This window comes from Paenibacillus sp. J31P190, from assembly GCF_059692075.1.
Map to the genome: position 1 here is coordinate 66,288 of NZ_JCAUAS010000018.1, position 19,946 is coordinate 86,233.

21 protein-coding genes are annotated in these 19,946 nt (G+C 44.9%); 12 read left to right on the plus strand and 9 right to left on the minus strand.

Annotation, left to right across the window (positions count from 1 at the left end; genetic code table 11):
• Positions 1-1,239: a sporulation integral membrane protein YlbJ gene (gene ylbJ / locus AC58U0_RS26175; protein WP_497381827.1), complete on the minus strand. Its 1,239-nt coding sequence runs from the start codon at positions 1,237-1,239 to the stop codon at positions 1-3.
• Positions 1,240-1,519: 280 nt separating this feature from the next.
• Here ylbJ and AC58U0_RS26180 point away from each other — a divergent pair, with 280 nt between their 5' ends.
• Both AC58U0_RS26180 and AC58U0_RS26185 read left to right on the plus strand, forming a co-directional pair.
• Positions 1,520-1,912: a globin domain-containing protein gene (locus AC58U0_RS26180; protein ID WP_057307608.1), complete on the plus strand. Its 393-nt coding sequence runs from the start codon at positions 1,520-1,522 to the stop codon at positions 1,910-1,912.
• Positions 1,913-1,956: 44 nt separating this feature from the next.
• The gene (locus AC58U0_RS26185) at positions 1,957-2,658 is read left to right on the plus strand and encodes a DUF2225 domain-containing protein (RefSeq protein WP_497381828.1); all 702 of its coding nucleotides are present in this window, start codon (positions 1,957-1,959) and stop codon (positions 2,656-2,658) included.
• A gap of 66 nt (positions 2,659-2,724) precedes the next feature.
• On the opposite strand, the gene AC58U0_RS26190 is transcribed toward AC58U0_RS26185, so the two are convergent.
• The 3 genes from AC58U0_RS26190 to AC58U0_RS26200 are packed head-to-tail and all read right to left on the minus strand — an operon-like array spanning position 2,725 to position 4,276.
• On the minus strand, positions 2,725-3,837 hold the full coding sequence (locus tag AC58U0_RS26190) for a diguanylate cyclase domain-containing protein (protein WP_497381829.1): 1,113 nt from the start codon (positions 3,835-3,837) through the stop codon (positions 2,725-2,727).
• A gap of 37 nt (positions 3,838-3,874) precedes the next feature.
• On the minus strand, positions 3,875-4,108 hold the full coding sequence (locus AC58U0_RS26195; protein WP_497381830.1) for a hypothetical protein: 234 nt from the start codon (positions 4,106-4,108) through the stop codon (positions 3,875-3,877).
• Positions 4,109-4,111: 3 nt separating this feature from the next.
• Complete coding sequence (locus AC58U0_RS26200) at positions 4,112-4,276, minus strand: YycC family protein (RefSeq protein WP_307552906.1); 165 nt, start codon at positions 4,274-4,276, stop codon at positions 4,112-4,114.
• Between the two features lie 156 nt (positions 4,277-4,432).
• On the opposite strand from AC58U0_RS26200, the gene AC58U0_RS26205 reads away from it, so the two are divergent.
• Complete coding sequence (locus tag AC58U0_RS26205) at positions 4,433-6,241, plus strand: M3 family oligoendopeptidase (RefSeq protein ID WP_497381831.1); 1,809 nt, start codon at positions 4,433-4,435, stop codon at positions 6,239-6,241.
• Between the two features lie 54 nt (positions 6,242-6,295).
• Here the strand turns inward: AC58U0_RS26205 and AC58U0_RS26210 are convergent, their stop codons facing one another.
• Positions 6,296-7,555 (minus strand): methyl-accepting chemotaxis protein, encoded by a 1,260-nt coding sequence (locus AC58U0_RS26210; protein WP_171640946.1) that lies wholly within the window; start codon positions 7,553-7,555, stop codon positions 6,296-6,298.
• 283 nt (positions 7,556-7,838) lie between these two features.
• Here AC58U0_RS26210 and AC58U0_RS26215 point away from each other — a divergent pair, with 283 nt between their 5' ends.
• Entirely contained in the window at positions 7,839-8,207 is a 369-nt protein-coding gene (locus AC58U0_RS26215; protein ID WP_497381832.1) for an O-methyltransferase, read from the plus strand.
• A gap of 54 nt (positions 8,208-8,261) precedes the next feature.
• On the opposite strand, the gene AC58U0_RS26220 is transcribed toward AC58U0_RS26215, so the two are convergent.
• Genes AC58U0_RS26220 through AC58U0_RS26230 form a run of 3 tightly spaced genes read right to left on the minus strand, consistent with a single transcriptional unit; the run spans position 8,262 to position 11,191 of the window.
• The gene (locus tag AC58U0_RS26220) at positions 8,262-9,080 is read right to left on the minus strand and encodes an ABC transporter ATP-binding protein (RefSeq protein WP_497381833.1); all 819 of its coding nucleotides are present in this window, start codon (positions 9,078-9,080) and stop codon (positions 8,262-8,264) included.
• Between the two features lie 33 nt (positions 9,081-9,113).
• Entirely contained in the window at positions 9,114-10,163 is a 1,050-nt protein-coding gene (locus AC58U0_RS26225) for a FecCD family ABC transporter permease (RefSeq protein ID WP_497381834.1), read from the minus strand.
• On the minus strand, positions 10,160-11,191 hold the full coding sequence (locus tag AC58U0_RS26230; protein ID WP_497381835.1) for a FecCD family ABC transporter permease: 1,032 nt from the start codon (positions 11,189-11,191) through the stop codon (positions 10,160-10,162). The genes AC58U0_RS26225 and AC58U0_RS26230 overlap by 4 nt, the downstream gene beginning before the upstream one ends.
• Positions 11,192-11,370: 179 nt before the next feature.
• Here AC58U0_RS26230 and AC58U0_RS26235 point away from each other — a divergent pair, with 179 nt between their 5' ends.
• From AC58U0_RS26235 to AC58U0_RS26260, 6 genes are all read left to right on the plus strand, one after another.
• Positions 11,371-12,369, plus strand: a complete 999-nt coding sequence (locus AC58U0_RS26235) for an ABC transporter substrate-binding protein (protein ID WP_497381836.1) — start codon at positions 11,371-11,373, stop codon at positions 12,367-12,369.
• A 184-nt stretch (positions 12,370-12,553) separates the two neighbouring features.
• Positions 12,554-13,231 carry a FadR/GntR family transcriptional regulator gene (locus tag AC58U0_RS26240; protein WP_497381837.1) on the plus strand — a complete coding sequence of 226 codons (678 nt, stop codon included), beginning with the start codon at positions 12,554-12,556 and terminating at the stop codon, positions 13,229-13,231.
• Positions 13,232-13,350: 119 nt separating this feature from the next.
• Positions 13,351-14,706: an ABC transporter substrate-binding protein gene (locus tag AC58U0_RS26245; RefSeq protein ID WP_497381838.1), complete on the plus strand. Its 1,356-nt coding sequence runs from the start codon at positions 13,351-13,353 to the stop codon at positions 14,704-14,706.
• A gap of 69 nt (positions 14,707-14,775) precedes the next feature.
• Complete coding sequence (locus AC58U0_RS26250) at positions 14,776-15,657, plus strand: carbohydrate ABC transporter permease (RefSeq protein ID WP_497381839.1); 882 nt, start codon at positions 14,776-14,778, stop codon at positions 15,655-15,657.
• 2 nt (positions 15,658-15,659) lie between these two features.
• Positions 15,660-16,493 carry a carbohydrate ABC transporter permease gene (locus tag AC58U0_RS26255; protein ID WP_171640962.1) on the plus strand — a complete coding sequence of 278 codons (834 nt, stop codon included), beginning with the start codon at positions 15,660-15,662 and terminating at the stop codon, positions 16,491-16,493.
• 30 nt (positions 16,494-16,523) lie between these two features.
• A complete protein-coding gene (locus AC58U0_RS26260) occupies positions 16,524-17,684 on the plus strand; it encodes a trans-sulfuration enzyme family protein (protein ID WP_497381840.1) in 1,161 nt (386 codons plus the stop codon).
• A gap of 622 nt (positions 17,685-18,306) precedes the next feature.
• On the opposite strand, the gene AC58U0_RS26265 is transcribed toward AC58U0_RS26260, so the two are convergent.
• On the minus strand, positions 18,307-18,546 hold the full coding sequence (locus tag AC58U0_RS26265) for an alpha/beta-type small acid-soluble spore protein (RefSeq protein WP_029194830.1): 240 nt from the start codon (positions 18,544-18,546) through the stop codon (positions 18,307-18,309).
• A gap of 159 nt (positions 18,547-18,705) precedes the next feature.
• On the opposite strand from AC58U0_RS26265, the gene AC58U0_RS26270 reads away from it, so the two are divergent.
• Both AC58U0_RS26270 and rnhA read left to right on the plus strand, forming a co-directional pair.
• A complete protein-coding gene (locus AC58U0_RS26270; RefSeq protein WP_497381841.1) occupies positions 18,706-19,203 on the plus strand; it encodes a hypothetical protein in 498 nt (165 codons plus the stop codon).
• 1 nt (position 19,204) lies between these two features.
• Positions 19,205-19,852 (plus strand): ribonuclease H, encoded by a 648-nt coding sequence (gene rnhA, locus AC58U0_RS26275; protein ID WP_497381842.1) that lies wholly within the window; start codon positions 19,205-19,207, stop codon positions 19,850-19,852.
• Positions 19,853-19,946 lie beyond the last annotated feature (94 nt).

The window sequence follows — 19,946 nt, forward strand, 5'->3', positions numbered from 1 at the left end:
TTATCTTGTTCCACCAACCTTTTCATACACGAGTTTAAGTAAGGAATATGCAGCAAAGAGTCCGGCAATGACAGAAAAAGCACCAAGGAAGACCGTTCCGCTAATTGGCAGCATTAACCTGAGATAGCTGAGAACAGGAGAAGCCGAATCATATTGAGGTAAGAAAACAGATTTTGGTTCTCGGAAAATTTGCATAGGCTCCCAAAAAACGAGAACAATAGCAGCGGAGAGCAAGGCATGGATGAAGCGTGCGATGACAAATGGCAAGTAACGCAGATTCGTATGACTTAATAGGCTAATAATTTGAGCATGAACGGACATGCCGCCCCATGACAAAATAAAAGCGCCGATAGCTACTTTGTTGGAGAGAGCTAGCGACGCGGGAGCATTCCCGGCAGCCTTCGCCCCGAGCGTAACCTCAAACAAACCATTCATAACAGCTTGTGATAACTCATGGGGGAGTCCTGCGATTTCCAGGACGGAGGATATAAGCAGGTAAATGGCATTCATGACCTTAGCTGCTGTTAAGACTTCTAAAACAACAGAGAAGAAAACAACTAATCCACCTACTACGAAAATCAAGCTGAGCGACTGTAGGATGGATTGACTCAGTAGTGTGCCTATGGATCTGCCATCGTTGGTTCGAGCGCTGTGCATCGCTTCAAATGCACGTTTCCAGACCCAGCCCTTGCTCTTGGGTTCCTGCTCTGTAGGCAAGCTCTTTCTGCCGTGAAATCGCATCATTAAACCTATAAGCACGGAGCCTCCATAATGAGCAATAGCCAAGATCATAGCCAAAGAAGGATCGTGGAAGAAGCCTATTGAAACGGCTCCGATTAAGAAAATCGGATCGGAGCTTGTTGTGAACGCAACGAGTCGCTCACCTTCCTCCCGGTTGACAAGCTTCTGCTCCCACAGCTGGGAGGTCAACTTAGCTCCGACCGGATAACCGGCAGCGAAGCCCATAGCCATTACGAAGCCGCCAATGCCAGGGATACGGAAGACGGGACGCATCATCGGATCGAGCAGTGTCCCGAAGAAATGAACGATACCGAAGCCAAGCATAATTTCGGATATGACGAAGAAAGGGAAAAGTGCTGGGAAGAGCACATCCCACCAAATGGAAACGCCGCGTAAGGCAGCTTGAAGGCCGTCATGAGGGAACGCAAATAAGCATAGAATAATGGCAACAACAACAAAAGCCATAAGTAACGCAGCCGTGAAATTTCGTTTCTTCATGAGATTGGATACCTCCTCCTACTCAACTATATGAACAGGATGGGACATACATGCCGTCCCAAAATACTTAGACTTTGGTACTGTTCACAGCCTGGTTTTATGGTAAAATAGAACTAGTAAAGTCTTATATCCTAGGCAGCGGGAGTGATTCAAATGACAGGTGTCATTGCTGGTTTGGTTGTATGTATGTTCGTATTTGTCATTCGGGAAACGCTCATGCATGCAGGGGATGAGGATTTAGAAAATTATTAAAGTAATACGAATAGCGAGGTTTACCCTAATGTCAGAAAGTAATCGCAGCACGTTGTACGAATTGATGGGGGGAGCGGAGACGGTACGCAGACTCGTGGAAGCCTTTTATCCAAAAGTTCAGCAAAATCCACTACTCTCGCCTCTGTTCCCTTCGGATATTGGACCCGTTATAGATAAACAGTTCATGTTTTTAAGTCAGTTTTTTGGTGGTCCAACTTTGTATTCAGATGCGCATGGACATCCGATGATGAGAGCAAGACATATGGCATTTCCTATTACAGTAGAACGTGCAGATGCATGGTTAAGCTGTATGTCGGAAGCAATGATTGAAGTAGGACTACCGCCTGATTTACGGGATTTTTTACTGGAACGGCTGAAAGGCTCTGCCTATCATTTTATTAACACATCAGAAGAAGAATAGTTCTTCTTTCCTACATACAATATAGTGAAGGCGGGGTTTCAAGGATGGTCGAACCTTTATATGATATTTCAGTGAAATGCACATATTGCGAGAATTCCTACAAAACGATGAAGGTTCGCCCAAGCTTCAAGAAAGCTAGCAAAACGGATACAGATTTCTGTGTTCATTATAAAGACATCAACCCCGACTTTTATGTCGTGAGGGTCTGTCCGTTTTGCGGATATGCACATACGGAAAACTTTTCGGATAAATGGAAACCGGCGCAGAGGGAAGTCTTTTACGAGAGAGTGGCTCAAAACTGGTCCATGCGCAATTATTGCGGAGAAAGAACTTGGGAAGATACGCTTCTGAGTTACAAGTTGGCCCTTCTTAGTGCACAGATTAGAGAAGAGAAATCGCGTGTTGTTGCAGGGCTTCTCCACCATTTGGCATGGTTGTATCGTTCCAAAGGAGATTGGGAGCAGGAGGAGCGTTTCCTAACGTTTGCCTTGGACGCATATGTCAGTGTGTATGAAACAGAAGGTATGGATCTCAATAATGCACGACTCATGTACTTAATAGGAGAGCTGAATCGCAGATTAAGCCGCTTCAATGAGGCGGTAAAATGGTTTTCCCGCATTATTAATGACCGCAAGATTATGGATGCTGGTATGATTAGAGCAAGTCGTGAACAATGGATAGCAACCCGTGAGGATATGCTTGCCATTCGTATGGAGCTCCCAGACGAAATGAAACAAGCTACATAGTGAATATTGCCGATAAATCAAATGAACGCTTATCCATTCTGGGAGTTGACTTCTGCCCTTGAATGATTAAGCGTTCATTTTTTGTTCGGTTATTTTTAGTTGCACATGTTTGAAAAGGGTAGAACGGTTTTTGCCCCGATGCTTGGATTCATAAAGCGCATGATCCGCTTCAGAGATGATTCGTTTCAGTTCCACCTGAGGCTCTTCCGCGGTTGAAATTCCTATTGAGATTGTAATTGGTGCAGAATCCGTAAGGTTCTTATGGTGGAACGTATCAGCGACAATGGTACAAAGCAGATCTGCATATTTGCTAAGCCGCAGGGGATCAATCTCTGAGCTGAGAAGAATAAATTCTTCCCCCCCGTATCTGGCCAAATAATCTTGTACATGGATATGGTGTCGGAGAACATTGCTGATCTCACGGAGCAGCTGATCACCTTCCAAATGTCCAAACTGATCATTGTATTGCTTGAAATTATCTAAATCAATCATCATGATGGAGATTCTTCGTTTGCGAAGCGCATTGCTGGCTATCGGCATAAAGCTGCGCAGATTCGGCAGTTTGGTTAATCCGTCTTGATTGGCTTGCAGCTCTAACTGGCGCTGCAGCCGCCAACTTTTATTCTCATCATTGACCATGACGATAATGATGATGAAAGTAGCTGATATGATGGCTAACATAAATAACTGATCTAGGGCGTATGGCCATGATAAATTGCTCTCTATAAGCTCTTGTATGAGTAGGCGAAGGAGAAAGACGAATGAGCATATTTGGAGCCCATGACGAATAGGAATGTCCAAAAAACCGCTGCGGTATTCTTTGTTGTGAAACAAGGAGCTAATCAGTGCTGGGGCTAATAGTTCTTGTGCGATGATGAACCATTCATGGCTTTCTTGCGTGAAGAGGGTAAATCCCGAAGGTATTACGGTCGATAGCAGTGCAACAGGCAGTCCATAACGCAAACCGGCCATAAAGATGGGCACCGAACGTAAATCAACCAAGCCAAATAGCTCTGGTAGGGGTACCAGCATCATGATGATGCTGGCTAGTCCAGTGAGCAATGGTGCAAGCAACTGCTCATAAGAATCAATAAGCATCTTGCTGCGAACTTTCATTGCCATGTAATTTAACGTAACTAACGTACATGCGCTTGTCAAAGGAACGAGGTACTCATTCATAGGGACTCTTTCTACTCCTTGCGCTTGAAGCTACGAATCATTTGCGTATTGCGGTGTCCGCCAATAAATAATCGCGATCGGTGTCAACGAGCGTCAGCTTATTATGGCAGCAAGGAAACACAAGCAGCTTTTTTTTACCTTCGTGAATAGATGTCAGTTCGTGGATTTTGAGCGGCAGCAGCACATTGGGGCTATGGCAAAAGGGACACTCAGCCACATAAATGTCCTTCATAATAATGTCATAAGGCCAAGTGTTAGCGAAAGGGATCAAAGCTTACTTCGATTCAGGATCGCTATTTTCTGGAGAGGAAGCTTTAGCGAGCTCCGCTAATTTTTGCAGTAAAATATGTTGTGGCATATGCATGAGATGTTCTAAAGGCACCTTAAGTTGTTCAGCTAGCTTAACGGCCGTTTCTGGAGAAATTTGTAACGGTTTCATAATTGAAAATCACCCATCCTGTTCCGAATATATAGTGTGGGAACTATCTATAATTGAATCATACTTTTTACCTATAAGCAATGAGTAAGATGAGTATTATTGGCGATCAGCCGGCGTTTATGATTTAATAAAAGATGGAAAGGAAAGGTGATAGCTTTGCTTAATTTACCTCTTAATCAAACATGGAATTTAGAAACCTTTTTTCCTGGGGGAAGCGAATCTGCAGCATTCGCAGCTCATCTGAAGGAGCTTCAAGCATCGATTGCAGCTTTTCAAGAACAAGTACGAAATACCCCTTCACCACAACAGGCAGAAGATACAGATTCGCTAGTGAAGCTGATCGAATTGTTTCAGCATAATTTGAAGCATATCCATGAGGCGGATTCTTTCGTAGGCTGCTTGTTAGCGGATAATCAGAAGGATAAGAAAGCGCCTGTACTTAGCGGACAGGTCAAAAGCTTGTTTGCAGAGCATCTGTCATCGCTCACCCATTTTGATCAAGTTCTGACGGGGATCCCAGACGATGTATGGTCAGCTCTACTGCAAAAAGAGCCGTTCAAAGCCATAGCTTTTCCGCTCCATGAGCGACGTGCCTTGGCCCAAGAGAAGTTGCCGCCTGAACAGGAAGCCTTAATTAATGATTTGGCCGTAGATGGCTATCATGGGTGGGGAGATCTGTATAATACGACCGTTGGTCAATTCCGCATGCCTGTAGAGGTTGACGGTAAACAGGTAGAGCTATCCGCCGGTCAAGCGTTTAATAAACTGCATACAGAGAATCGTGAAGAACGACTGGATCTATTTGAAAAATGGGAACAAGCATGGACGGACAAAGAGGAATATTGTGCCGAAGCATTAAACCATTTGGCGGGCTTCCGTCTTCAGGTTTATAAATACAGAGGTTGGAAAAATATACATAAAGAGCCGCTTGCTATCAATCGTATGGAAGAGAAAACGCTGAATGTCATGTGGGACGTGATTGACCGCAACAAGGATATTTTCGTTGCCTATTTGAACCGTAAAGCGAAACTGTTAGGTGTTGAAAAGTTGGCTTGGGTTGATGTGGATGCACCACTGGGCGATTCCTCGAAGAAAATTTCTTATGACGAAGGCGCTACTCTGATTGTCGATCAATTCAAACGGTTCAGTCCGAAGCTGGCGGCCTTTTCGGAAGAAGCTTTTGAGAAGCGCTGGATCGAAGCTGAGGATCGAGCAGGGAAGCGGCCTGGGGGCTTCTGTACATCTTTCCCGATTGCGGGTGAGACGCGTATCTTCATGACTTACGGCGGAACGCTAAACAATGTTTCTACATTAGCTCATGAGCTAGGTCACGGCTACCATCAGCATGTCATGACAGATATGCCTGCGCTAGCGCAGGAGTACGCGATGAACGTAGCCGAGACAGCCTCTACCTTCGCTGAAATGATTGTAGCGGACGCAGTTGTGAAGAGTGCCTCTACAGATGAAGAACGTATCATTTTACTCGAGGATAAAATTCAACGGGCGATCGCTTTCTTCATGAACATCCATGCGAGATTCATCTTCGAAACGAACTTTTACGAAGCACGCAGTCAAGGTTTAGTTAGCGTTGAGCGTTTGAATGAGCTCATGGTGGATGCGCAGAAGCTTGCTTACAAAGATGCTTTAAGCAGTTATCACCCGCATTTCTGGGCAGCTAAGCTGCATTTCTACGCGACGGATGTACCTTTCTATAATTTCCCTTACACGTTCGGCTACCTGTTTAGTGCAGGTATTTATGCGAGAGCCGTGCAGGAAGGCGCAGCCTTTGAAGAAAAATACATCTCTTTGCTTAGAGACACAGGCAGCATGAACGTGGAGGAGCTTGCTCAGAAGCATCTCGGCGTTGATCTGACAGAGCCGGATTTCTGGCAAAGCGCAGTCGATATGGCAGCTCAAGATGTGAAGCAATTCATGGAACTGACAGAAGCTAAAGTCAAAGTGTAAACAAAAAGGCTTTCCCATGATCAAAGTGGGAAAGCCTTTTTTGTGCGAATAAACTTATAATTTGAAAATCTGAATTGTCTGTTGTAACTGTGTGACTACACGCGTCATCTCTTCTGCTTGCGTCACGATTCCTTGTACCGTAGCAATCTGCTCATTCATAGAAGCGGAAACTTCTTGTGTACCAGCCGCGGATTCCTCCGTGATCGCCGATATGTTCTCCATCGCCGCAGCAATTTGTTCGGAGCTTGTCAGCATTTGCTCGCTTTCTTCTGCGAAGCGGGTAATTTCTTCCGAAATAAAACCTACGCTTCCAACGATCTCAGCGAAAACAATTTCGGTTTGCTCGATTAACACGGTTTGTTTCTTCACGACATCTTCGTTCACTTGAATGCTGCGAATGGCTTCTTGTATGCCTTGCTCGATGCTTTTCACGAAACCAAATACTTCACGTGTAAGAGAGGTTGACTCTTCAGCTAGCTTGCGCACTTCCTGAGCGACGACTGCAAAGCCCCGGCCATGTTCGCCAGCTCTAGCAGCTTCGATGGAAGCGTTAAGGGATAAGAGGTTTGTTTGCTCAGCAATCTCGGAAATGGAACGAGTAACGCTGCTGATGCCTTCAGCTTGACGAGCCAGCATGTCGATCGTATCGGACACCTGCTGTGTAACTTCTACATTTCGTTTCATACCGATGCCTTGGCTTTCAACGGACGTGCGTCCTTTCTCTACAAGGGTCATCATCTGATCCGAGCGATCTTTCATTTCTTTCGCAGACCCGGCATAATTGACGATTCTCACTTCAATATCTTTGGAGGTGATCGAAACACCAGAAACTTCTTCTGAAATTTGCCCGGCACCTGAGGCCAGCTCATGGGCCGAAATGCTCACTTGTTCTAGGACAGTACGGAAGCTTTCATTTTTAACATAAATATCGCGGCTTGTTTGAAAAACCTGCTTCGAAATTGTTCCTGTATCGCGAAGAATTTCGCGGAGTTTATCTATCATTTTGTTAAAAGATTGGCCAAGCTGTCCAAGGGTATCATCTGAGGTTACGGTTACTTTTTGAGAGAAGTCCCCTTTGGAAATGTTGAGCGCTATTCGGGATAAATCAGCAATGGGTTCCGTTAGCTGATTCTCGAACCATCGAATGAACGGGTAGCTTCCTCCAAGAATAATAAGTAGGAATATGATACCAAGTAAGCGATTCCAATCTGAGGCAAATGTAACAATCAGCATAAAGATTGAGTTCAAACCAATAAGTGCATAACAACCAAGTTGTAGTTTCTTTCTGAACGATAAGGATGATACTTTATCCAATCCGACCGACTCCTCTGCGAAATTTGTTTATTTGTGTTGGAATCCATGATGTGTGTTTGCAAATTATAACATTGAATCTGGAAATATTCTACATCATTTCGACAAATATCGTTCGTTTCTTACATGTAAAATGGGATTTACATTAACATTACATAAAAAATAGTAAGAATTGTGTGAATAATGTAAATTTACTGTTGAATTATGTAAATGGTGTGAGTATAATAGGTCTACAGTCGCATAAATTACATAATAAGTAAAAAATTAAAACTTAAGGAGGAAAGTAATGAATTTGGATCAAATACCACTCGCTAGACAAATCGATTTGGTGTTTAGAAAGATCAAAGAAGAATTATCGCATGTGAATTCTGGTACCGTGTTTGTGCACATTCGCAACAACGAAATTGGTAAATTCGGTATTAAGCACCTTCCGTTTGAAAGTAAGGACGGCGTATTGCCTGCAACCACGACCAAAGGTTTGACAGAGCTGCAGTATCAATCCTTTCGGCAGATGGCCATTGAATCATTGAAACGGAAGAAAAGCTGGACACATGGTGAAATTTTGTTCGATTTTACAATTAGGCAAAACATGGTGTCTGCAAGTATTATGTTCGAAAGTAATTATAATATGGCTAATTTTGCAAGAACGATTTAGCACTTATACCTTTTAATTGTAAACAACCCCAGTCAATAGAGACCGGGGTTGTTCTTATTTATGGGGAAGAATGCGACCCTTTCCGTAAGGGATACACATGGGTGTACGGAAGATGGGATCAGGCGCAACGCTGCATTTCATATCGAACACATCTAGAAGCAGCTGCTCGTTCACGATGTCTTCTGGCTTACCCTCTGCATAAACAGAACTATCCTTAATGGCGACGATATGATGGGCATAACGGCAAGCCAGATTGATATCATGCAGTACCATCACGATCGTGCGTTGTTCGTTCTCATTTAGCTCGAAGAGCAAGTCCAGTACCTCAATCTGATGGGTTAAGTCCAGATAGGTAGTGGGCTCATCAAGGAGCAGTGTAGGGGTGTCCTGCGCCAGTGTCATGGCGATCCAAGCTCTTTGGCGCTGCCCGCCAGATAAGGAATCCACACTGCGATCCGCGTATGTGAGCATATTCGTAAGCTGGAGGGCCTGCATGACTTTGCTCTCATCTTCTGATGACCACTGCTGCAGCCAACTTTGATAGGGGTAGCGTCCTTGCTTCACAAGCTGACGTACGGTAAGCCCTTCGGGCGCGGAAGGTCCTTGTGGGAGGATGGCCATTCGCCGAGCTACCTCTTTGGTTGAGAGTTTGGCGATTTCCGTGCTATCCAGTAGGATTGCACCTGATTTCGGCTTCAGCAGTCTAGCAAGTGAGCGTAGAAGTGTTGATTTCCCACAGCCATTACTGCCAATAAATACGGTGATTTTGCCTTTAGGTATTTGTAAATTCAAGCTGTGAAAGATGGTCGTCTCTCCGTATGTTAACTGTAGCGATTGTGCTTCCAGTGCTTTTTCTTTTTCCAGGGTGGGCATGGGTCTATTCTCCTTTAAGTAAAACCGCTGTTGTTAACCGCGATTTCTACTGCGATATAGCACATAGATGAAGATAGGGGCGCCGATAGCTGCCGTGAAAACACCTGCCGGAATATCGAGCGGTTTGAACAAGAAGCGTCCTGCTAAATCAGCTAACAGCAGAAGCAGGGAACCTGTCAATGCGGACACAGGGATAAGCGCGCCGAAGCTTGGACCTACGAGCTTGCGGGAAATGTGCGGAGCCATAAGACCAATGAAATTGATCGCACCTCCGAAGGCGACTGCAGCCCCTGACAGTGCAACGCTAAGGATGATCAGAAGGAAGCGTTGACGCCCAACGCTGCTTCCAACACTACGGGCGATATCTTCACCCAAGGACTGTATGGTAATGTGACGCGCATACAAGAAGATGATGGGAATTAACAGTGAGACCCATGGTAAGAGCGGGTAAACCGCTTTTTTCCAGGAAACTCCGTAAATACTGCCAGTCATAAAGGTTAGAGATTGATTAGCCAGAATAATCGGTCCGGAAAGCAGCATGAGATAGGACAGTGCGCTCATCGCAGCAGTAAGTCCCGTCCCAATCAGGACAAGCCGCAGAGGCGTGATCCCATTTTTCCATGAGAGTGAATAGACCAGTAAGGTAGCGGCGAAAGCGCCAATAATAGCGGCAACTGGCAGCCAGTGAATACTGATTTTATCTGAGAAAAAAAAGAAAAAAGAAACAGCCCCAAGCGTAGCTCCACCCGTTGTGCCAATCGTGTCCGGTGAGGTTAGTGGATTTCGTACAATGCCTTGCAGGATGGCTCCAGCTACACCAAGCGATGCACCAATTAAGACGGCAACAATGACTCTAGGTAGACGTAAAGTCCTGACGATCATCATATTTGGATCAGTCCCGTAACCAAAGACAGCACGAACGACTTCGGCAGGTTTGATATAAATGCTTCCTATTCCTGTACTCAGAATCATCACGATAATGACGGCAAGGAGCAGAAAAAGAGTAACAATCAGAGATTTCTTACTGATCAGATAAGAGAAGCCTTTGTTTCGTATGGTGACATATCGATGGGAATGACTCATTTCAGAAGTCCCCCTTTGCGAGCGATGTAAATGAAGAAGGGTACTCCGAGAATGGCTGTAGCTACACCGACATGAACTTCTTTAGGCATAACAATGAAACGAGCTATAATGTCAGCTCCAACTAAAAGAATGCCGCCTAGAACCGCACAATAAGGAATGACCCAGCGATAGTCGATTCCGACAAGAAAGCGAACGATATGCGGAATGATAATCCCTACGAAAACAATCGGACCGGCTACAGCTACAGAGCCTCCGGCAAGAATGACAATCACAACTGCGGCAATGAATTTCACGTATACGGTGCGTTGTCCAAGCCCTTTGGCTACATCATCCCCCATAGATAATATGTTGATGTGCGGCGATAAGAATATAGCGCCAATCCAAGCGATTAGGATATAAGGGTAAACGGATTGGAGCATGGCCATTGTCCGTCCTTCGACGGATCCGACAAGCCAGTATAAGACCTGGTCAAAGGCTTTACCGTTTCCAAGCAAAATACCTTGGGTTAACGAAGCGAAAAATGCTGTCATTGCTGAGCCTGCTAGCGTAATTTTCATAGGAGTTAAGCCGTCGCGGCCTAAGGAACCGAGTCCATAGACAAGGGCAGAGCTGAATGCAGCACCGACAAATGCAATCCATGTAAACTGAGTAAGGCTGGAAACATTAAAAAATCCAACGGATAACACGATGGCAAAGGCAGCGCCTGAATTAATGCCGAACATACTTGGGGAAGCCAGCGGATTCCGTGTAATAGCTTGCATAAGCGCGCCTGCAACGGCCAAGCTTCCTCCAACGAGGGCAGCTATCAAGGCTCTTGGGATGCGTACGGTTTGGATGATGATAGCCTCGTTTGTTGGTTGGGCTGCTTGCGCAAAGGAAGTCACAATTTGATCCCATGAATACGTATGTAGTCCGAACATGACGCTGCTGAGCATCATTGCAGTCAACAAGCAGCAAGCTGCGAATAATCCAATACTTTTATAGAAATGGTGGAGACGTTCTTTGCTTGAATAACTTGAATGGTTCATGAATGAGTGCCTGCTTCCTTAAATGCTGCTTCATTTATTTTAATGAGTCTGACTAGCGAAGTCAACGAATATGATAATCATTATCAATATAGATTGACAGGCTGGTGATAAATTAGTAATATGTGATAGATAATGATAATCGTTATCATCAATTGACTGCGTGGAGGGAACTCATTTATATGTTTGGAAAAAGAAATCGGCAACAAGGAAGAGCTTGGGCTCTTATTGCACTTATGTTTATTTTGTCCGTTGTTTTGACGGCTTGTGGTGATAAGCCAGGTTCACAGCCTTCGGCATCTGCAGCAGCTCAAGAAACAGCGAAGGCGGATAGTCCTCGAACCATTAAACATGCCATGGGAGAAACAGCCGTACCAGCGAATCCAAAGCGTGTTGTCATTTTGACTAACGAAGGAACGGAAGCGCTTCTTGCTTTAGGCATAAAACCGGTAGGTGCGGTTGAATCTTATTATGGAAACCCATGGTTTGATCATATTAAAGCTGATATGCAGGGTGTAACGACAGTTGGCGGTGAATCACAGCCGAATTTGGAATTGATCGCATCGCTTAAACCCGATTTGATCATTGGCAATAAGATGCGTCATGAGAAAGTCTACGATCAATTAAAAGCCATTGCTCCAACGGTCTATTCGGAGACGCTGCGCGGTGAGTGGAAAAGTAATTTCCTTTTATACGCTGATACACTAAATAAAAAAGCCGAAGGCGATAAAGTCATCGCAGCTTTCGATAAACGCATTGAGGATTTCAAAAGCAAAGCAGGCGATAAGCTGAAAGAGAAAGTGGCTGTCGTCCGTTTTATGGGTGTCAAAACCAGATACTATTACGGCAATATGTTCACGGGTGTTATTTTTAAACAAATCGGTATCGTTCGCTCGGATGCTAAAAGTGATGAGAAATCGTTTGAAGACATTACCAAGGAGCGTCTAACGGAGCTTGATGCTGCGGATAAAGTGTTTTATTTTACTTATGAGACCGGAGACGGCAAAGGGACTAAGCAAGAGCAGGAATGGATGAATGACCCGCTCTGGAAGAATCTAAAAGTAGTTAAAGAGAATAAGTTAATCAAAGTGAATGATGCGACTTGGAATACAGCTGGCGGTGTCAAGGCGGCTAACATCATGCTGGATGATTTGTATAACCTATATCAAGTGAAGCCTTAAAACGAAGGGACTGCTTATTATGAGCAGTCCTTATTTTTTTGAGAATAGGGGTTAAGGCGATGTAGCTCACCTTATTTAGGATAGTTAGCTGTGGATTTTTGCTAGGCTTGACAAGTTCATAGAATTCATACTATGATTCACCTGTCTGATAGGTACACAGGTTCGAAGATAAGGGGAAAAATTGATGCCGAAAATTCAGAAATACAATGTTCATGAACTAGTAGCACAAGAAATTCAACGATATATTGAGCAAAATGCTTTGAAAGAGGGAGACAAACTGCCTTCCGCCGGAGAACTAACCGCGATGTTTGGTGTTGGCCGTTCGTCCTTGCGGGAAGCTCTGCGTTATTTGGAAGCTGTTGATATTGTTCGCGTAGAGAACGGCAAGGGGATTTTTGTGCGCGATGTCGATACGTTTCGTTTCACCGGCAAAGTGAAGGTGGAGAACGAGAAGAAGTTCTTACTTTCCATTCTTGATGTGCGTCGCGCACTCGAGGGCAAAGCGGTGGAGCTATCCGCACGGAATATCAATGTTAATCAATTGAAAGAGTTGGAGAAAATTTTACAAGAGTATAAAAGGCTGAAAGAAAACGAGAAAGATACCTCGCAAATCGACCTTGCTTTTCACCAACACATTATTAAATCTTCAGGTAATCCGATCTTGGAAAGCGTCATTAACTCCATGAGCGGCCTTTATCAAAAGTTTTTCAACGATCCGCTTGGAGAGAAGCGTTTATTTGACGAGACTTATCCTTTCCATCATACGATTTACGAGGGAATTTCCCAGCATGACCCAGAACGAGCGACAAGCGAGTTTCATCAAATGATGGATTGCATCGAGAAACTGATCAAAACCTATTAAAAAAAATGTCGATTTTTTTACTTGACGGAGAAAGCGGTATCAATTATGATCAACCTATCAGACAGGATGACTGGATGATACATCATAAACGAATCGCAACCGAGGAGGGGTATCTTCTTATGTGGGGAAAACAAATGCGTAAAGTATGGCCAACAGTAGTTGCATCTACGATGCTAATGGGGTTGCTCGCAGCTTGCGGCAGCAATACGGACACTGCAAAAAGTGATGCGAAAGGCAATAGTGATCAAGCGGGTGCCGGAGCAGGTTCTGGGAAAGTGGTTACCGTTCATATGATCGAGAGCTTGACGAGCCCGAAACGGACCGATATTCTCAAAGCGATGATTTCCCAATTCGAGAAAGAGAATCCGACAATTAAGGTCGATCTCATTTCGCCTCCGTTCGATCAAGCGGATAATAAGATCAGAACTATGCTTGCAGCTAAACAAGAACTAGACGTTCTAGAAGTAAGAGATCTGAACATCGCGGAGTATGTAAACAACGGGTACATTGATCCGCTCGATACTTACACGGGTACTTGGAAAGACTTCGGTACAGTAACAGCAGTGGCCAAGTCGATTGCAACGAATAACAATAAACTTTATTTCATTCCGAATGGTTTGTACCAGCGTCAATTGTTCTACCGCAAAGACTGGTTCGAGGAGAAAGGTTTGAAACCGCCGGTTTCCTACCAAGAACTATATGAAACGGGCAAGAAGCTAACTGATCCTGCTAAAAACCGGTACGGTTTCTCGTTCCGAGGCGGTATGGGGTCTGCAGGCATCACCGACCAGATGGTACTCGCTTATAACGGGGATCAGGTGAATTTGGAGGATGCCCAGTTCTTAAAGAGCGGCAATACGATTTACTCTTCACCAGAAGCTAAGGAAGCCATTGAATTGTATATGAAAATTTATAAAGAAGCTTCCCCTTCGGATGCTGTTAACTGGGGCTTCCAAGAGCAAGTGCAAGCGTTCACCTCTGGTGTAACCGGCATGCTGCTGCAAGATCCGGACGTCATTCAAACCATTCAGGAGAAAATGAAGCCTGAGCAATGGGCAACAGCACCGATGCCAACAGGACCAAGCGGCAAGGCTCTCATTCAAGCAGGTGGAGCTGGCTGGGGTATCGCATCCCAATCTAAGAACAAAGAAGCGGCCTTCAAGTTGATCGCCTTCTTGTCTAATCCTGAGCAGAATACCGAGTTTGGTAAAAAGTACGGCTTAGTTCCGATTCACACCACAGCTGCAAACGACGAGTATTTCAAAACAGGCCCTTACAAAACGCTGCTGGATATGTCCAACAAGCCGGACGTATTCATGAACTACAAGCCGCCGTTCCAATATCCGGGTACGGGTCAATGGAATCAAGCGAGCATGGAATCTGGCCAAGCGTATTTGCTCGGTAAGTTCACTGTCGTCGACGTTCTGAAGAAATGGGACGCCTATTGGATGGATCAAAAGTCGAAGAAAAAATAGCGTTTAACCTTCGTAATGGGTGGCGATTCGCTGCCCATTACCATTTTTCTATATGAGGTGGTGCATCTAATGAAGAGTCGGCAGCCGTTCATCTTATTTGGTTTGCTCCCCGCTCTATTACTGGTCCTTGTTTTCACATATTATCCGTTCCTAAAGGGCGGCATTATGGCGTTTCAAGAATACAAGCTGTTCGATCTTAGAAATGTTCATTTTGTCGGTCTGCAAAATTTTCAGGATGCATTCAAGGATCCGAAGTTCCTGACTGCCTTGCAGAATAGTGCGTACTGGGTGGTTTTTTCCTTAGTATTTCAATTTCTCATCGGGCTGACGCTTGCGCTATTAATGAACAAAAAATTCCGGGGTAGAGGGATATACCAAGGTTTAGTGTTTTACTCTTGGGCGCTTTCGGGGTTTCTGATCGGGATGATTTGGAAGTGGATGTTCAATTCACAAATCGGTGTCATTAACGATCTTTTGCTCAAGACCGGTCTGATCGAAACGCGAATCGGATTCTTGTCGGATCCCAAATGGGCGATGATTTCCGTCATTATCGCGAACGTATGGTACGGCATCGCTTTTTTCGCAATTATGCTGCTCGCAGCACTTCAATCTGTGCCTTCCGAGCTGTACGAAGCGGCCGAGATGGATGGAGCGAGCGAGACGCGCAAGCTGCTTAGCGTTACGCTGCCTTATATTTTACCGACGATCATTACGACTACGCTCCTTCGGGTTATCTGGATCTTTAACGATCCAACAATCATCTACGGCATGACGAACGGTGGACCAGCAGGAAGTACACATATTTTATCGTCATTAATGCTGGATAAAATCATTTACGCCGGGGATTACGGCGCGGCATCCGCAATCGGGGTTGTCATGATTGTGCTTCTATTGCTTTACACGTTGTTTTACTTATCCGTAACCAAATCTGAAAAGATGGGGGATTTCTAACCATGAAGACGCGCTTACAATTCATAGGTCCATTCAAGGTGTTTTTTCTAGCGCTTCATCTAGTGATCATGGTGTTCCCGCTATATTGGATTTTGATTACTTCATTAAAACCCCAGAACGAAATTTTCACATATCCGCTTAAATATTGGCCAACGAATATTACGTTCGACAATTATATCAACATTTTTAAAATATCGAAGTTTCATGTCTACATCGGTAATAGCTTGTTGGTAGCTATCTCATCAGCACTAATTGTTATTGTGATTTCGGTCTTGAGCGCTTATGTCCTTGCCCGTTTTCAATTTCGCGGACATCGGCAAATTATGTTGGCATTCTTCGCGACACAGATGCTGCCAGGTTTCATTTCACTCGGACCCCTGTATCTGATGATGACGCAATTGGATTTAATAAATTCCAGAATCGCTCTCGTACTCATGTACACGGTTGGGTTAATACCATTCTCGACTATTATTTTACGAGGCTTCTTTCAACGCATACCTGCCAGTCTAGAAGAGGCGGCGATGATTGACGGTTGCTCGCGGCTTGTTGCCCTAATCCGGATCATTGTGCCAATCATGATGCCAGGGATCGCATCGACTTTTATTTTCGCATTCGTGCAGAACTGGAACGAGTTGTTTATGGCGGTCATGTTCATCGATCACGACGCATTGAAAACGATGCCTGTGGCTTTGAATTCACTTATTCTCAAATATGACGTCGATTGGGGCGCTATGTCGGCAGGCACCGTCTTGTCCGTCATTCCAACCGTCTTTCTGTTCGCGTTCGCGCAGCGTTTTATCGTAGAAGGCCTCACGCAAGGCGCAGTGAAAGGCTAGCAGTAAATATCGGATCGGAGAGAAACAACTATGAATAAAGATCATTCGGGGGATTCGCTTTACACCAAAGCGGCGCATGACCCGTACGATACTCGACACCATGGGGCGATTAACGTCCCCGTTTATCAAAACAGTTTATTCGCCTTCGAAACTCACGAGCAATTCGATCTGGCTATGCAAAATGTATTAGGACATCACGTCTATTCGCGTGGCAATAATCCGACCGTTCGCAATCTCGAGGAGAGGCTTGCCGAAATGGAAGGCGGCGAGGATGCGAAGTGCTTCGCTTCGGGAATGGCCGCCATCACAGCGGCAGTTCTGTCTATTGTTCAGCAAGGCGATCATATTGTTTGCGTGAACCATGCATACGGTCCGACACGCGAGTTTCTCGGATCATACCTGGTCAAGTTCGGTATAGAGACGACTTTCGTTGACGGGACTTCACTCAACAACTGGGAAGAGGCCATCAAGCCAAATACGAAGTTGATGTACCTGGAAAGTCCGACGACGATGACATTCGAGCTTCAAGACTTGCGTGCGTGTGCTGGGCTTGCCGTGAGCAGGGGGATCAAGACGATCATCGATAGCACTTGGGCTACACCATGTCACCTATTACCGATCTCGTTAGGTATTGATCTGGTTGTCCATTCTATAACAAAATATATATCCGGACATAGTGATTGTTTGGGCGGGGTTGTCATCGGTTCTAAAAATCTCATGAATCGACTTAGTAACTCAGAGTATATGCTGTTCGGCGGGATCATGACGCCACAAACTGCGGCGCTAGTTATGCGTGGATTGCGGACGCTTCCGCTTAGAATGGAACGCCATCAGCGCAGTGGAATGCTCGTAGCCGAGCATATTAGCAACCAACCTTACGCTGCCCACGTTCATCATCCAGGTCTCTCTACACATCCGCAGCATGAATTGGCGCTTCAGCAGCTAATTGGGTTCAGCAGCTTATTCTCGTTCGAATCGTTAGAACCGTTAGAGAAGCTGAAGGCTTGGGCAACGAAGCTCCAATATTTCAAGATTGGCGTTAGTTGGGGCGGATTTGAAAGTCTAGTGAATGTAAACGTGGTGCGGAGCGGAGATACCGAGCGGCACATTGTCCGCCTTTACGTGGGCCTTGAGGATCCGCAAGATCTGATTCGGGATATAGACGATGCGGCTGCGGCTACCTTACTATGAATATCATCCCCCGAGGGGATAAGCTCGGAGGAACCGTATGCGACAACTCGCCATACGGATCTATAAGAGGCCTATGCACTTGTGCATAGGTCTTGTTTATGTTGTGTTAGGCACACTTGAGGTTGCCGGGTGAATGAATACTCTTTTAAACAGATGTTGTAAAAAGTGCAACAATAGCTGTCTATATCTCGCCTTTTTCCCTTCGTTGTTGCAAAATGTACAACAATTGGGTCCTATATAAGCGATTTCGCAGCAATTGGGCTAGAAATGTTGTACGAACTACAACTTCAAGGTGCAACATAGCCTTTAGGCGTGTGAATTGTTGTAGGAAATGCAACATTTATATGCGAAATAGCCCAATCTCCCCTAACAAAGCTTCCCAAAGACACTAGAATCAATTTTTGGAGGCATTCCTACCATTGGTTAGCGAGCATAGTGCATGAATCGAGTGGGCAAGCCGCATAAGCAAGCAGAAGCATTACATCTCTTGGGCGAAGCTTGCTTCTCGCACAATGACGGCGGAAGCCGATTATTTTTATCCTTTAGCATAAAAGAAGGGCTTCTTCCAAGTAGGTTGCTACTTAAAGAAAGCCCTTTTAAAACGTAAGTATAGGGGAAACTGTTATCTACTGAATTTACCGGCAGCGCCGCCAGCAAGTTGCTGTTCAGCAATTTGCACGAGACGACGAGTGATGTTACCACCGATTGCTCCTGTATCACGAGAAGCCATGTAGCCATAGTAGCCGTCTTGAGGAATTTGGATGCCCAATTCTTGAGCAACTTCATATTTCAATTGGTCTAGAGCTTGTGTAGCTTGTGGAACAACTAGTTGGTTGCTGCTACGAGATTGTCCTGATGCCATCTGATATCACCTCCAGTAATGGTAGTATAATCTTTTTTAGGAATTATACTCATAACCTAAACTGGAAATTTTCACCACATTAAAAACCTTAAAAGCAGGAATGCACAGTCTTTGCTATAATGAGAAAACCGAATAAATGGGAGAGCGGAGGCAGGAGTTATGTTTGATATATCCATAAAGGGCTGGTCCCTAGATAAGGATTTACAAATTATTCAGGCAGATGTCCTTATGGCGGTGGACGATAGTATCATTATTGAAGAGCCTCTCTGTGTAGATGTGGGGCTTCCGGCGTTCTTGCACAGTGCCCTGCATGATACCGCGCCGAATCGGTTTGCGCCAGCGGATCAATGGGAGCGAATGCCGTTCTTTGTATGCGGCTGCGGAGATCCGGAGTGTAGAGGTTTTTCGTTCGTTGTCCGTCATCTGGCGGATGATCAAGTGGAACTCGTATCCGTTGAGGAGCGCTCGAACGGAACGTATCGCGAGCTTGAAACGCATATGATCCCTAGCTTGGAGTACAGTAAGAAGGTTTTGGCGGTAGGCGAAGCGTATCTTGAGTTTATTAAAGGTTTGGACTATCGGCCTTATTTCGGTGATACAGTGAAAGTGGTCGAGGATCTTGTACATCAAATAAATCAACAATTACGGAGTGAATAAGATGGCGGCAGTGAAATATTATGTTGTTTGGGTGGGACATCAACCAGGGATCTACCGAACGTGGGCGGATTGTCAGGCTCAGACTAAAGGTTATCCGCAAGCTAGATTTAAATCGTATGAATCGGAGCTGGAAGCGCGTCAAGCGCTGGAGAAGGGGTGGCAGAAGTCGCTGAATTTCTCTGGAAATGGGGGGGCAGCAGCGACTGCAAAGGGGAAGTCCGCTACCCCTGAGACAGCTCCAGAAGTTGATTATAACAGTATCTCTGTCGATGTTGGCTGTTCCGGGAATCCAGGAATTGTAGAATACAAAGGCGTCGACACGAAGACGGGTGAGATTATTTTCTATCAAGGCCCTATTTCTAAAGGGACGAATAATTTAGGTGAGTTTCTTGCTATCGTTCATGGACTCGCTTACTTGCAGAAGCAAGGAAGTGATAAAACCATTTATACCGATTCAGTTACAGCTTTGAGCTGGATACGTAAAAAGGAGGTTTCCACCAATCTAGTTAGGGATGCTTCCACAGAAGAAATTTGGACATTAGTTGATCGAGCGTTGAAATGGCTCAAAACGAACACCTATTCCAATAAAATTATGAAGTGGGATACGCGGAAATGGGGAGAAATCAAGGCTGATTTTGGAAGGAAATAAAAAAAGTCGAAATGTAAGAGAAAATATCTTCAAATGTATTGACGGGAAATCCTCCCAATGCTAATATACAGTAATTCCTATTAAATTACTCGGC

Bases quoted from the DNA above. Each gene is read 5' to 3' on its own strand.
- AC58U0_RS26230 (WP_497381835.1), bottom strand. From the start codon at position 11,191: ATGAACCATTCAAGTTATTCAAGCAAAGAACGTCTCCACCATTTCTAT.
- AC58U0_RS26265 (WP_029194830.1), bottom strand. From the start codon at position 18,546: ATGGCATCAGGACAATCTCGTAGCAGCAACCAACTAGTTGTTCCACAA.
- AC58U0_RS26200 (WP_307552906.1), bottom strand. From the start codon at position 4,276: ATGAAACCGTTACAAATTTCTCCAGAAACGGCCGTTAAGCTAGCTGAA.
- AC58U0_RS26180 (WP_057307608.1), top strand. From the start codon at position 1,520: ATGTCAGAAAGTAATCGCAGCACGTTGTACGAATTGATGGGGGGAGCG.
- AC58U0_RS26190 (WP_497381829.1), bottom strand. From the start codon at position 3,837: ATGAATGAGTACCTCGTTCCTTTGACAAGCGCATGTACGTTAGTTACG.
- AC58U0_RS26250 (WP_497381839.1), top strand. From the start codon at position 14,776: ATGAAGAGTCGGCAGCCGTTCATCTTATTTGGTTTGCTCCCCGCTCTA.
- AC58U0_RS26240 (WP_497381837.1), top strand. From the start codon at position 12,554: ATGCCGAAAATTCAGAAATACAATGTTCATGAACTAGTAGCACAAGAA.
- AC58U0_RS26220 (WP_497381833.1), bottom strand. From the start codon at position 9,080: ATGCCCACCCTGGAAAAAGAAAAAGCACTGGAAGCACAATCGCTACAG.
- ylbJ (WP_497381827.1), bottom strand. From the start codon at position 1,239: ATGAAGAAACGAAATTTCACGGCTGCGTTACTTATGGCTTTTGTTGTT.
- rnhA (WP_497381842.1), top strand. From the start codon at position 19,205: ATGGCGGCAGTGAAATATTATGTTGTTTGGGTGGGACATCAACCAGGG.
- AC58U0_RS26260 (WP_497381840.1), top strand. From the start codon at position 16,524: ATGAATAAAGATCATTCGGGGGATTCGCTTTACACCAAAGCGGCGCAT.
- AC58U0_RS26245 (WP_497381838.1), top strand. From the start codon at position 13,351: ATGTGGGGAAAACAAATGCGTAAAGTATGGCCAACAGTAGTTGCATCT.
- AC58U0_RS26185 (WP_497381828.1), top strand. From the start codon at position 1,957: ATGGTCGAACCTTTATATGATATTTCAGTGAAATGCACATATTGCGAG.
- AC58U0_RS26270 (WP_497381841.1), top strand. From the start codon at position 18,706: ATGTTTGATATATCCATAAAGGGCTGGTCCCTAGATAAGGATTTACAA.
- AC58U0_RS26235 (WP_497381836.1), top strand. From the start codon at position 11,371: ATGTTTGGAAAAAGAAATCGGCAACAAGGAAGAGCTTGGGCTCTTATT.
- AC58U0_RS26255 (WP_171640962.1), top strand. From the start codon at position 15,660: ATGAAGACGCGCTTACAATTCATAGGTCCATTCAAGGTGTTTTTTCTA.
- AC58U0_RS26225 (WP_497381834.1), bottom strand. From the start codon at position 10,163: ATGAGTCATTCCCATCGATATGTCACCATACGAAACAAAGGCTTCTCT.
- AC58U0_RS26215 (WP_497381832.1), top strand. From the start codon at position 7,839: ATGAATTTGGATCAAATACCACTCGCTAGACAAATCGATTTGGTGTTT.